Source organism: Bacillus sp. FSL R9-9530, from assembly GCF_038008145.1.
GTDB lineage: Bacteria > Bacillota > Bacilli > Bacillales > Bacillaceae_G > Bacillus_A > Bacillus_A mycoides.
Map to the genome: position 1 here is coordinate 4,986,448 of NZ_JBBOYO010000001.1, position 12,825 is coordinate 4,999,272.

The following is a 12,825-nucleotide window of genomic DNA, read 5'->3' on the forward strand; positions in this document are numbered from 1 at the left end:
TGTTATCATTTTGATACACAAGTTGAAATTTCTTATAATACTATATTATGCTATAATTTCATAGGATTTTAAATTGTGTTCTTTTATAAATAAGATATAACCAATAGAAGTGAAAATTTGAAATGAGGTGCAAATAGATGAAGATTTCAACGAAAGGCCGCTACGGCTTAACAATTATGATCGACCTTGCAAAAAAGTTTGGTGAAGGCCCAATTTCATTAAAATCAATTGCGCAGGCGCATGACCTATCTGAGCATTACTTAGAGCAATTAATTTCACCACTTCGTAACGCTCGTCTTGTAAAGAGTACGCGTGGTGCATATGGTGGATATGTATTATCTGATCAGCCAGTCAACATTACAGCTGGAGATGTAATCCGTGTACTAGAGGGTCCAATTAGTGTTGTAGAAATGATAGAAGAAGAAGAACCAGCACAACGTCAATTATGGATGCGTGTTCGTGATGCGGTGCAAGAAGTATTAGATAGTACAACTTTAGAAGATTTAGTACGTTATGAGGAAGAAAATCACGGGGGCTATATGTTTTACATTTAATTCCTTGTGAAACGATTTGGAAAGAAGGAGATTTAATGGAACGCATTTACTTAGATCATGCTGCGACATCTCCGACTCACCCAGAAGTGGTCGAAAAGATGATTCCATATATGACAGAAACATTTGGAAACCCGTCTAGTATTCACTTTTATGGGCGTCAAACGCGCCATGCGGTAGATGAGGCGAGACGTGTGTGTGCACGTAGCATTCACGCGAGTCCAAATGAAATTATATTCACGAGCGGTGGTACAGAAGCTGATAATTTAGCACTTATAGGTGTAGCGCGCGCGAATCGTCATAAAGGTAACCATATTATTACAACGCAAATTGAACATCATGCGATTTTGCATACGTGTGAATTGTTAGAGCGTGAAGGATTTGAAGTGACGTATTTACCTGTTGATGAAACAGGGCGTGTTCAAGTTTCTGACATACAAAAGGCACTAACGGAAGAGACGATTCTTGTATCTATTATGTTCGGGAATAATGAAGTAGGGACAATACAACCAATTGTGGAAATAGGTAAGTTGTTAAAAGAGCATCAAGCTTATTTCCACACAGATGCTGTACAAGCTTACGGTTTAATAGAAATAGATGTGAAAGAGTTTGGTATTGATTTATTATCGATTTCCGCTCACAAAATTAACGGCCCAAAAGGTGTAGGGTTCCTATATGCTGGTGCAAATGTGAAATTTGAACCGTTATTAATAGGCGGAGAGCAAGAAAGAAAACGTCGTGCTGGTACTGAAAATATACCTAGTATTGTTGGACTTCAACATGCAGTTTCGCTAGCTGAAAAAACTCGTGAGCAAAAAAATGCCCAATATGAAGAGTTTAAAGATATAATGGTATCTGTCTTCAAAAATGAGGACATTCATTTCGAGGTAAACGGAGACTTGGAATATCGCTTACCACATGTGTTTAATATAAGTTTTACAGGAATGAATATTGAACCGTTTCTTGTAAACCTAGACTTAGCTGGTATTGCAGTATCAAGTGGTTCTGCTTGTACAGCTGGTTCGATTGATCCATCACATGTATTAGTGGCGATGTTCGGAAAAGACTCCGATCAAATACGTTCATCCGTACGCTTTAGTTTCGGACTTGGAAATACGAAAGAGCAAATTGAAAAAGCGGCGTACGAAACAGTGAAAATCGTGAAGCGATTAACACAAAATTAGCATGGGAGGTGACATGATGAACAAACTACCTCAAGAAACACGCGTTGTCATCGGGATGTCCGGTGGCGTCGATTCATCTGTAGCAGCTCTTTTATTAAAAGAGCAGGGTTATGATGTAATCGGAATTTTTATGAAAAACTGGGATGATACAGATGCAAATGGTGTCTGCACAGCAACAGAAGATTACAATGATGTAATTGAAGTGTGTAACCAAATCGGCATTCCGTATTATGCAGTAAACTTTGAAAAACAATACTGGGATAAAGTATTTACGTACTTTTTAGATGAGTACCGAGCTGGTCGTACACCAAACCCAGATGTAATGTGTAACAAAGAAATTAAATTTAAAGCATTTTTAGAGCATGCAATTGCACTTGGTGCTGATTATGTAGCAACAGGTCATTATGCACGCGTTGCTTATATGGACGGCGAATATAAAATGCTTCGCGGCGTTGATGACAATAAAGATCAAACATATTTCTTAAATCAATTAAGCCAAGAGCAACTATCAAAAACAATGTTCCCATTAGGTGAATTAAAGAAACCACAAATTCGCGAAATGGCGACAGAAGCTGGTTTAGCGACAGCGGCGAAGAAAGATAGTACTGGTATTTGCTTCATCGGTGAGCGTAACTTTAAAGATTTCTTAAGTAACTATTTACCGGCGCAACCAGGTGTGATGCAAACATTATCTGGTGAAGTGAAAGGGAAACATGATGGTTTAATGTATTATACAATTGGACAACGTCATGGCCTTGGTATTGGTGGTAATGGTGATCCGTGGTTTGCTGTTGGAAAAAACTTGAAAGAAAACATTTTATATGTTGATCAAGGATTCCATAACGAACTTCTATATGGTGATGAAGTTATTGCTACGAATGTAGGCTGGGTAAGTAATAAAGCGAAGGAAAAAGAATTTACGTGTACAGCGAAATTCCGTTATCGTCAAGCAGACAATAAAGTAACGGTTCAAATCGTTGATGAAAATACAGTTCGTATTCTTTGTGATGAGCCAATTCGTGCGATTACGCCAGGCCAAGCAGTTGTTTTCTATGATGGAGATGAGTGCTTAGGCGGCGCTACAATTGATGAAGTATATCATAGTGGTAAGAAATTAGATTATTTAGGATAACACGAGAAGCCTCTGCCGATTAGCGGTTAGAGGTTTCTTTTACATAAAGCGAATTTTCGTTCGCTTGGAAAATACATTCTTTGTTATAATTTGTTGTAGAGGTGAAGGATATGTCAAACAAACTTGAAACAGGTATTAAATATATGCAAGAAGGAAACTGGGAAGAAGCAGCTAAAAATTTCACAGAAGCAATCGAAGAAAATCCGAAAGATGCGCTTGGATACATTAACTTTGCGAATTTATTAGATGTATTAGGTGATAGTGAGCGAGCAATTGTATTTTATAAACGTGCATTAGAATTAGATGGTAAATCTGCTGCTGCTTATTATGGCTTAGGAAATGTATATTACGGTCAAGAGCAATTTGCAGAGGCGAAGGCTGTATTTGAACAAGCGATGCAAGTGGGATTACAATCAGCTGACGTAACATTTATGTTAGGTATCACACATGTGCAACTTGGAAATGATCGTCTTGCACTTCCATTTTTACAAAGAGCGACGGAATTAGATGAAGGCGATGTAGAAGCTGTTTTCCAATGCGGACTTTGCTTCGCACGACTAGAACATATTCAAGAGGCAAAACCTTATTTTGAAAAGGTGTTAGAAATGGATGAAGAGCATGCAGATGCGTATTATAATTTAGGTGTTGCGTACGTATTCGAGGAGAATAACGAGAAAGCTCTTACTTTATTTAAGAAAGCGACTGAAATTCAAGCAGACCACTTTTTAGCTGGTAATGGTATTCGTTTATTAGAGCAAGAAGCTGAATAAAGTGAAATTATAGTTTAATGCGCAGTTACCCCTCATCTAAAGATTGTGAAAGAGGTGGGGGATGTACTGCTCATTAAAGTGAAAAGAACTCGGAAAGGAGAGGAAATATGGGAAATCAACATGCAATGGATTTGTTTGAGGAAGAAAAAAAATTTATAAAAGCGCAAGTTCTTCATACCATTTTCCACAACGAAGAAAACCTCTATTCCGTTGTCAGTATGAAAGTCATTGGAACGAATGAAACATACGACGAAAAAAAAGTAATGATAAACGGTCATTTTCCCCGTATGCATGAAGATGAAGTGTTTACATTAACAGGTCATTTTAAAGACCACCCAAAGTATGGAAAACAATATTTAGTTGAAACGTTTAAAAAAGAACTGCCACAAACAAAAGCAGGTATGGTGCAATATTTAGCGAGCGATTTATTTAAAGGGATTGGAAAGCGTACAGCCGAAAAAATCGTGGACCATCTTGGTGAGCATGCGATTTCTAAAATTATGGATGATCCGGATGCGTTAAGTGGTGTTGTAAACAAGCAAAAAGCGCAGGAAATATATGAGACGATTATTGAGCATCAAGGGCTCGAGAAAGTGATGAGTTTTTTAAATGGTTACGGTTTTGGAACAAAACTTTCTATTAAAATTTATCAGCAATATAAAGAGATGACATTAGAAGTGATTCGTAATAATCCGTATAAACTTATTGAAGAAGTGGACGGAATTGGATTTGGAAGAGCAGATGATATAGGGCGTGCAATCGGAATAACGGGCAATCACGACGACCGTGTACGTGCAGGGTGTTTTTATACGTTAGAGAATATTTCATTACAACTCGGTCACGTGTATATGGAAAAAGGTCAGCTTGTAAGAGAAACGATGTCACTTTTAAATAATCAAGAAGGTAGAGTGACTGAGGAAGATATTGTAGGCTGCGTTGAAATGATGCAAAGCGAAGGGAAAGTCATTATAGAAGAAGAGCGAGTGTATTTAGCTTCTTTATTCTATTCTGAGAAAGGCGTTGTAAAGTCAATTCGTCGTCTTATGAATCAAGAAGAAACCCCTGCATTCCCTGAAGCAGAAGTGTTAAAAACGTTAGGAGAAATTGAAGAACAGCTAAAGGTACAGTATGCGCCGCTTCAGCAAGAAGCAGTTCAAACTGCACTTCATAAGCCGATGATGTTATTAACAGGTGGACCAGGGACGGGGAAAACAACAGTTATTAAAGGAATTGTTGAAATGTATGCGTCACTTCACGGAGTATCATTAAATCCGAATGAATATAGTGATGATAATCCATTTCCAATATTATTAACGGCCCCAACTGGAAGAGCGGCGAAGCGCATGAGTGAATCGACAGGACTTCCAGCTTGCACAATTCATCGTCTGCTTGGATGGACGCCAGAAGGATCTTTTCAGCGCAATGAAACAGACCCTGTACAAGGGAAGCTCCTTATTATTGATGAGTTTTCGATGGTAGATATTTGGCTTGCAAATCAGCTATTCAAGTCACTTCCGACAAATATTCAAGTTATCGTTGTAGGTGATGAAGATCAGTTGCCATCTGTAGGACCTGGACAAGTGTTAAAAGATTTATTGAATGCAGGTGCGGTTCCAACGGTCAAGCTTACAGAAATTTATCGTCAAGCGGAAGGGTCATCTGTTATTCAACTTGCCCATGCGATAAAGGACGGAACACTTCCACCAGATTTAGCGCAAAATAAAAAAGATCGTTCATTTATCAGCTGTGCAGGTGCTCAAATTGTTGAAGTTGTAAAAAAAGTATGTGAAAACGCGAAGACGAAAGGGTTTAGCGCAAGAGATGTACAAGTGTTGGCACCTATGTACCGCGGACCGGCAGGTATTAATGTGTTAAATGAAGCTCTTCAAGAAGTGTTCAATCCGAAAAAAGAAAAAAGTAAAGAAATTGCCTACGGTGACGTTGTATACCGCAGAGGTGATAAAGTACTTCAATTAGTCAATCAGCCGGAAAGCCAAGTATTTAATGGTGATATCGGAGAAATCGTTTCGGTGTTTTATGCGAAAGAAAACGTTGAGCAACAAGATATGATTATCGTTTCATTTGATGGGATTGAAGTAACGTATACAAAGCCAGATTTAAATCAAATTACACATGCATATTGCTGCTCGATTCATAAATCACAAGGTAGTGAATTTCCGATTGTTATTATGCCGATTGTAAAAAGCTATAACCGTATGTTACGTCGTAATTTAATTTACACGGGTATTACAAGGAGTAAGAAATTCCTTATTATTTGCGGGGAGGAAGCAGCGTTTCAATCCGGTGTAAATCGCCTTGATGATGCAATGCGTCAAACGACTTTAGCTGGCCGATTGCAAGAATCACAAGGAGAAGTGCAGATGGTGACGGTTAATGGTGAAGAAATGGACGTGGAAAACATTTCACCGTATGATTTCATGTAACAAGGTGAAATTATATAGTGAACCTTTCAAACGTATAACGTTGAAAGGTTCTAGCAATGTATAAATGAATGCAGTTTGGACATAATGGCGAATAGAATCTGGGAGACTGTAAGGAGATGAAAGCCATATGTTCAGTTGTCCAAATTGCAAAGGGAAAGACATCGGAAAAATAGGTGTCAACCAATTTTATTGCTGGAATTGTTATATCGAATTATCGGTTTCAAAGGGGAAAATCCATACACATCAAGTAGAGGAAGATGGTTCATTAAGCTCTCTTGATGATTTATTTGATGATAATGAAAGAACGATCGGATAACGAAAAGGGGGATTTACTTTGAATCTACGCAATTCATTAATCGCATTAGGTGTTGGAGCTGCAGCGTATCAATATGCTCGCAAACAAGATGTATTCTCAAAACGCAATGTGAAAAAAGCACGTAAGATGATTAAGTCTTATTTATAAGGCGTAAAAAACTCCCTTTATGATAAGGGAGTTTTTTTATGCGCTTGTATGCAAATATAAAAGTCCGATTTCAGAGAAGAGATAAGATAAACCGTAGCATCCAACGCCAAGCATTCCATAATGCCATAAGTGCTTAGCTCTTTCCTTTCGTGAGGAACGAATAAAGAAGCCTTTCCAAATACCAAACCCGATACAAATCCATTCAAGAAGCATAAAAAGTGCGGATAATGCAAGCATAAATAAGATCATTATGAGCCCTCCTGATTATATTTTGACATTCTGTATTTTCAGGGGTGGTTGTCCTTATTATGTTAAATATATGTACGTCTTTAAAAAACAGTATGGTCTGTATAAAAAGATTTTAAAACTTTTGCACATAACCTAACCTATTTATTTTCAAAATAAAGATGGAGGAGGTTTTTCGTGTGAAGAATCTTAAAATCATTTGGATATATCGTTTAGGATTATTGTTACTCGTTTTTCTTTGTTTGCTCGTCTTTTTAAAAATCAAGCCACTATGGGCACCGATTATTTTTGTATTTAAAGTGGCGATCACACCGTTCTTTATTGCTTGTTTTATTGCTTATTTATTACACCCTTTAATTGAAAAAATCCATAAGGAAGGAATGCCACGCACACTTGCTATTTTGCTCATTTATATTCTTTTCTTTGGCGGAATTGGCTATGGAATTTATAAAGGAACGCCAGTTGTTATTAAACAGTTACAAGAAATTAATGAACAATTTCCGCAGTTTACAAAAATGTACGATTCTTGGATGGATGGAGTTACAGAACAAACAGCGAATTTCCCATCATTTATTCATGAAAAGGTGAAACAAATTTTTGGTGGTGTAGAAACGAAGATTCAAGCGCTTTTAAATAAAGTCATGAGCACAGCTCGTGGTGTACTGGATTCGTTACTCATTATTTTCTTAATTCCGTTCATTGTATTTTACATATTAAAAGATTACGGTGAGTTTTATCATATATTTTGGAAATTAGTCCCGAGTAAGTGGCGTAGTACGGGGCAAATGCTTGCGAAAGAAATTGATAAATCACTCGGAAGTTATATTCGAGGGCAGTTATTTGTTTGCTTAGTATTAGGGGGAGTATCTGTTCTTTCTTTTTGGTTTATCGGTATGAAATATCCATTGCTGCTCGGCATTATTATTGGGGTAACGGATATAATCCCGTACTTTGGTCCTATTTTAGGGGCGATTCCCACGTTGATGATTGCGGCAACGGTATCAACGAGTTTACTCATTAAGGCGGGGATTACAATTGCTATTTTGCAATTTTTGGAAAGTAACATTTTATCGCCTTACATCGTTGGTAAGTCGCTTCGTATGCATCCTGTGATCATTATGTTTGCATTACTAGTAGGGGGAGAAGTTGCGGGGATTGTAGGATTACTAATATCGGTTCCTATTTTAGCGGTCATTCGGACAGTGGTCGTTCATGTGAGACCTCTTTGGAAAAAAGAAGATGTGTAATATGATAGCCCTCTACTTATAAAAGTAGAGGGCTATCATTATTTAGAGAGTTGCTCGTGTATTTGTTGAACGAGAGAGCTTACATCATTTGTTTGAATATGTTTTATTTTTTTCCATTCATTATCGTACATAAATATAATTTGATTGCTGAAAAGACGCTTTTGCTCTTGTAGATTAGAAATGTTTGCAAAAGAGTACTCTTCAAATATTGGGTTCTTACTTACATCTGGTCCATAAAAGAAGAGCCGTTTGTTCGTTAAAATTAACAGTCCTGGTCTTGCGACGGAACGATATATAAATATATTTAATGAGCATGCTGCATAAAAAAGGATTTTTTCATCAGTTGTTAACATTTCTTTAGCTTGATTCAATAAGGTTGTCATTGTAATCGCTCCTTTATTGTTAATAATTTAATTATAACAAATAATGTAATATTTAGAAATTTGCATAAAGTATTTTTTGAGAGAAGATTCCTATTTAGTAATAAATGCATAATATATTTAAAGGCTGTTAAGAATGAATAGTAGAATAACTATGATTAATAAGCAATTGATACAATATAAATGATTATCTACATTGACAAACTTAAGAGAATTCTATTATATTTAGTCATATAATACATTAAATCAATGACGGAACAAGTACGTTACAGTCCATTTGTAGAGAGAAGCTTCCACTGGCTGAAAGGAGCTTTAAATGAAGGGTAACAGAAAGCTAATCCTGAGAGCAGCTAATCACTGCCGTCTTGCCACGTTACGGCACCATGAGGTGATGAATTGATTGTTATAATAATCAATTCATAATTAGGGTGGTATCGCGAGTTAACTCTCGTCCCTTTTATTAGGGGCGGGAGTTTTTTATATTTAAGGAGGAAAATACAATGAAACAACTAACAGGCGCACAAATTCGTCAAATGTTTTTAGACTTTTTCCAAGAAAAAGGACATGCAGTAGAACCAAGTGCATCACTAGTTCCTCATGAAGATCCATCTCTGTTATGGATTAATAGTGGTGTAGCGACATTAAAGAAATATTTTGATGGTCGTGTAATCCCACAAAATCCACGTATTACAAATGCACAAAAATCAATTCGTACAAACGATATTGAAAACGTGGGGAAAACGGCTCGTCATCACACATTCTTTGAAATGTTAGGGAACTTCTCAATCGGTGATTACTTCAAAGAAGAAGCAATTACTTGGGCTTGGGAATTTCTAACGAGCGACAAATGGATCGGATTCGATAAAGAATTACTATCTGTTACAATTCATCCGGAAGATGAAGAAGCATTCACAATTTGGAATGAGAAAATGGGTGTTCCAAAAGAACGCATCATCCGTTTAGAAGAAAACTTCTGGGATATCGGTGAAGGACCAAGTGGACCGAATACAGAAATTTTCTATGACCGCGGTGAATCTTACGGTAATGACTTTAGTGACCCAGAATTATATCCGGGCGGAGAAAACGAGCGTTACTTAGAAGTATGGAACCTTGTATTCTCTCAATTTAACCATAATCCAGACGGTTCATATACGCCACTTCCTAAGAAAAACATCGATACAGGAATGGGTCTAGAGCGTATGACATCTATCGTTCAAGATGTACCTACGAACTTTGATACAGACCTATTCATGCCGATGATTGGTGCAACAGAATCAATTTCTGGTGAGAAATATCGTAATGGCGATTTAGAAAAAGATATGGCGTTTAAAGTAATTGCTGACCATATCCGTACAGTAACATTCGCTGTTGGTGACGGTGCTCTTCCATCTAACGAAGGCCGTGGTTATGTATTACGTCGTTTATTACGCCGTGCTGTTCGTTATTCTAAGAAATTAAACATCAACCGTCCGTTCATGTTTGAATTAGTACCGGTTGTTGGAGAAGTAATGAAAGACTTCTATCCAGAAGTACTTGAAAAGAAAGATTTCATCGCAAAAGTTGTGAAGAATGAAGAAGAGCGTTTCCATGAAACACTTCATGATGGTGAATCAATTTTAGCTGAAGTAATTGCAAAAGCGAAAGAAGAAAAAACAACTGTTATTTCTGGCGTAGATGCGTTCCGCCTATACGACACGTACGGTTTCCCAATTGAATTAACAGAAGAATATGCAGAAGAAGCTGGTATGACAGTTGATCAAGCGGGCTTTGAAAATGAAATGGAGAAACAACGTGAGCGTGCACGTGCTGCTCGTCAAGACGTTGATTCTATGCAAGTTCAAGGCGGTGTACTTGGTGAAGTTAAAGTAGCGAGCGAATTCGTTGGTTACGGTACAGTTGCAACAGAAAGTAACGTTGTTGCACTTGTGAAAAATGGTGAGTATACAGATAGCTTACAAGCAGGTGAAGAAGGACAATTAATGCTTGATGTAACGCCATTCTACGCTGAGAGCGGTGGGCAAATTGCAGACCGTGGTTACCTTCTTGCTGACGGCGTGAAAGTTGTTGTAAAAGACGTACAAAAAGCACCAAATGGTCAAAACTTACACAAAGTAGTTGTGGAAGAAGGTACATTAACGAAAGATGCGGCTGTAAAAGCTGTTATTGATACAAAGAACCGTAGTAGCGTTGTGAAAAACCATACAGCAACTCACTTACTACACCAAGCATTAAAAGATATACTTGGAACGCATGTTAACCAAGCTGGTTCTCTTGTAACATCTGAACGTTTACGTTTTGACTTCTCTCACTTCGGTCAAGTACAAGCTGATGAATTAGAAAAAATTGAGCGTATCGTAAACGAAAAAATTTGGGAAAGTATTGATGTTGCGATTTCTCAAAAAGCAATCGAAGAAGCGAAAGAAATGGGCGCAATGGCATTATTCGGTGAAAAATACGGCGATGTTGTACGCGTTGTGCAAGTAGGCGATTACAGCTTAGAGCTTTGCGGTGGTTGTCACGTTGATAACACAGCTTCTATTGGTATTTTCAAAATTGTTGCTGAGTCTGGTATCGGTGCAGGAACTCGTCGTATTGAGGCGGTAACTGGTAAGTCTGCATACGAATTAATGAACGATCAAGTAGGTTTATTAAAAGAAGCAGCAGGAAAAATGAAAACAAATCCAAAAGATATTTTAACAAGAGTTGATGGTTTATTTACTGAAGTAAAACAACTTCAAAAAGAAAACGAATCTCTTGCTGCGAAATTAAGCAATATCGAAGCTGGAAACTTAACTGATTCAGTAATGACAGTTGATGGCGTGAACGTATTAGCGGCGAAAGTAAATGTTGCAGATATGAACAACTTACGTACAATGATGGATGACCTTAAAAATAAATTAGAGTCTGCAGTTGTTGTATTAGCGTCTGTAAATGACGATAAGGTAAACATTTTAGCTGGCGTAACGAAAGATTTAATTAGTCAAGGTTACCATGCGGGTAAACTTGTGAAAGAAGTAGCTTCTCGTTGTGGAGGCGGCGGTGGTGGCCGTCCTGATATGGCACAAGCAGGCGGTAAAAACCCAGCGCAAGTAGAGGAAGCTTTAGCGTTTGTACAAGAGTACGTTAAATCTGTTTCAAAATAAAGAGATAGTAGTGTACAATGGTAGGGAGAGGAGAAGTTCTTCTCCCTATACTTACTACTTACAAGTGAGGTGCTTGAAATGGACGGTTTTGATAAGACAATGAAGTTTAGCATTCAAGATGAAAAACAGAGTGTCCATGTAAATGATGTACTTTTAACTGTGTATGATGCACTTCAAGAAAAAGGTTATAATCCGATTAACCAAATCGTCGGTTATTTATTAAGTGGAGATCCAGCATACATACCTCGCCATAAAGATGCACGAAGCATCGTTCGCAAGCTTGAACGTGATGAGATAATTGAAGAGCTTGTGAAGTCTTACTTGAAACATCATCGTGAGGAGTAGTTTATGCGGATATTAGGTTTAGATGTTGGTACTAAAACAGTCGGTGTTGCAATGAGCGATGAAATGGGCTGGACAGCACAAGGGCTGGAAACAATCAGGATTAACGAAGAACGAGGCCACTTTGGTTTTGACCGTATTTCTGAGTTGGTAAAACAGTACAATGTGGACAAAATAGTAGTAGGTTTACCTAAAAATATGAATGGTACAATCGGCCCTCGTGGTGAAGCGTGCCAGCAATTTGCAGAAAACCTGCGAAATCTGTTACAATTAGAAGTTGTAATGTGGGACGAGCGTTTGTCGACGATGGCAGCGGAACGTCTGCTCATTTCAGCTGATGTGAGCCGTAAGAAGCGAAAACAGGTAATCGATAAGATGGCTGCAGTCGTGATCTTACAAGGATTTTTAGATAGTAAATAAGAGGTGACCAAAATGGAAGAAAATCAAATTACAATTGTAGACGAAAAAGGAAACGAACATTTATGTGAAATTATTTTCACTTTTGATGCTGAAAAATTCGGCAAAAAATCTTACGTAGTCTTCTCTCCAATCGGTGAAGTAGACGAAGATGGAGACCAAATCTTCGATGCAATGGCATATGAGCAAAGTGAAGAAGAGGGTGGAACATTACTTTCAATTGAATCTGAAGAAGAGTGGGAAATGGTACAAGAAATGTTTAACACTCTTGCTGATGAGCAAGAAGAAGAATAGTAATGGATAAAAAGGCGAACTGTGTACACAGTTCGCCTTTTTTGTATTCATATGCAACATGACAGATTTTTTGTCGAAACTACGTAATTGTTTATAGTATAATAAGACGGGTTGTATGAAAAAAGGCTTTAAATAAGTAGCTGTCACCGATTATTTAGAAATGATTGGTTTTGCTTTATGTTTGTAGGGCATTGTATAGAGGAAGTGTATAC

At 37.7% G+C, this 12,825-nt stretch carries 14 protein-coding genes and 1 other annotated feature; of the genes, 12 read left to right on the plus strand and 2 right to left on the minus strand.

The features are described from left to right. Positions 1–137: 137 nt before the first annotated feature. The 7 genes from cymR (at position 138) to MKX66_RS25285 (ending at position 6,544) form a co-directional block, all read left to right on the plus strand. The gene (cymR, locus tag MKX66_RS25255) at positions 138–554 is read left to right on the plus strand and encodes a cysteine metabolism transcriptional regulator CymR (protein WP_000704117.1); all 417 of its coding nucleotides are present in this window, start codon (positions 138–140) and stop codon (positions 552–554) included. A gap of 35 nt (positions 555–589) precedes the next feature. Further along, on the plus strand, positions 590–1,735 hold the full coding sequence (locus tag MKX66_RS25260) for a cysteine desulfurase family protein (protein WP_002143221.1): 1,146 nt from the start codon (positions 590–592) through the stop codon (positions 1,733–1,735). 16 nt (positions 1,736–1,751) lie between these two features. After that, positions 1,752–2,867 carry a tRNA 2-thiouridine(34) synthase MnmA gene (gene mnmA / locus MKX66_RS25265; protein ID WP_002088752.1) on the plus strand — a complete coding sequence of 372 codons (1,116 nt, stop codon included), beginning with the start codon at positions 1,752–1,754 and terminating at the stop codon, positions 2,865–2,867. Between the two features lie 110 nt (positions 2,868–2,977). After that, positions 2,978–3,637, plus strand: coding sequence for a tetratricopeptide repeat protein (locus MKX66_RS25270; protein ID WP_002143220.1), 660 nt, complete (start codon positions 2,978–2,980; stop codon positions 3,635–3,637). 107 nt (positions 3,638–3,744) lie between these two features. Beyond that, positions 3,745–6,081: an SF1B family DNA helicase RecD2 gene (recD2, locus tag MKX66_RS25275; protein WP_341087381.1), complete on the plus strand. Its 2,337-nt coding sequence runs from the start codon at positions 3,745–3,747 to the stop codon at positions 6,079–6,081. 127 nt (positions 6,082–6,208) lie between these two features. Beyond that, positions 6,209–6,397 (plus strand): hypothetical protein, encoded by a 189-nt coding sequence (locus tag MKX66_RS25280; RefSeq protein WP_002015288.1) that lies wholly within the window; start codon positions 6,209–6,211, stop codon positions 6,395–6,397. An 18-nt stretch (positions 6,398–6,415) separates the two neighbouring features. Further along, a complete protein-coding gene (locus MKX66_RS25285; RefSeq protein WP_002015286.1) occupies positions 6,416–6,544 on the plus strand; it encodes a YrzQ family protein in 129 nt (42 codons plus the stop codon). A gap of 36 nt (positions 6,545–6,580) precedes the next feature. On the opposite strand, the gene MKX66_RS25290 is transcribed toward MKX66_RS25285, so the two are convergent. After that, positions 6,581–6,793 carry a hypothetical protein gene (locus MKX66_RS25290; protein ID WP_002015285.1) on the minus strand — a complete coding sequence of 71 codons (213 nt, stop codon included), beginning with the start codon at positions 6,791–6,793 and terminating at the stop codon, positions 6,581–6,583. Positions 6,794–6,969: 176 nt separating this feature from the next. On the opposite strand from MKX66_RS25290, the gene MKX66_RS25295 reads away from it, so the two are divergent. Beyond that, the gene (locus MKX66_RS25295) at positions 6,970–8,037 is read left to right on the plus strand and encodes an AI-2E family transporter (RefSeq protein ID WP_002129216.1); all 1,068 of its coding nucleotides are present in this window, start codon (positions 6,970–6,972) and stop codon (positions 8,035–8,037) included. 38 nt (positions 8,038–8,075) lie between these two features. Here the strand turns inward: MKX66_RS25295 and MKX66_RS25300 are convergent, their stop codons facing one another. Beyond that, positions 8,076–8,420, minus strand: coding sequence for a PH domain-containing protein (locus MKX66_RS25300; protein ID WP_002034108.1), 345 nt, complete (start codon positions 8,418–8,420; stop codon positions 8,076–8,078). A 237-nt stretch (positions 8,421–8,657) separates the two neighbouring features. Beyond that, positions 8,658–8,876: a binding site (T-box leader), on the plus strand. Between the two features lie 41 nt (positions 8,877–8,917). On the opposite strand from MKX66_RS25300, the gene alaS reads away from it, so the two are divergent. The 4 genes from alaS to MKX66_RS25320 all read left to right on the plus strand — a co-directional run bounded on the left by alaS (position 8,918) and on the right by MKX66_RS25320 (position 12,613). Then, on the plus strand, positions 8,918–11,560 hold the full coding sequence (alaS, locus tag MKX66_RS25305) for an alanine--tRNA ligase (protein WP_002034110.1): 2,643 nt from the start codon (positions 8,918–8,920) through the stop codon (positions 11,558–11,560). A 78-nt stretch (positions 11,561–11,638) separates the two neighbouring features. After that, positions 11,639–11,905: an IreB family regulatory phosphoprotein gene (locus tag MKX66_RS25310; protein ID WP_000348591.1), complete on the plus strand. Its 267-nt coding sequence runs from the start codon at positions 11,639–11,641 to the stop codon at positions 11,903–11,905. Between the two features lie 3 nt (positions 11,906–11,908). Further along, the gene (gene ruvX / locus MKX66_RS25315) at positions 11,909–12,322 is read left to right on the plus strand and encodes a Holliday junction resolvase RuvX (protein ID WP_001221204.1); all 414 of its coding nucleotides are present in this window, start codon (positions 11,909–11,911) and stop codon (positions 12,320–12,322) included. Between the two features lie 12 nt (positions 12,323–12,334). After that, the gene (locus MKX66_RS25320) at positions 12,335–12,613 is read left to right on the plus strand and encodes a DUF1292 domain-containing protein (RefSeq protein WP_002034112.1); all 279 of its coding nucleotides are present in this window, start codon (positions 12,335–12,337) and stop codon (positions 12,611–12,613) included. Positions 12,614–12,825 lie beyond the last annotated feature (212 nt).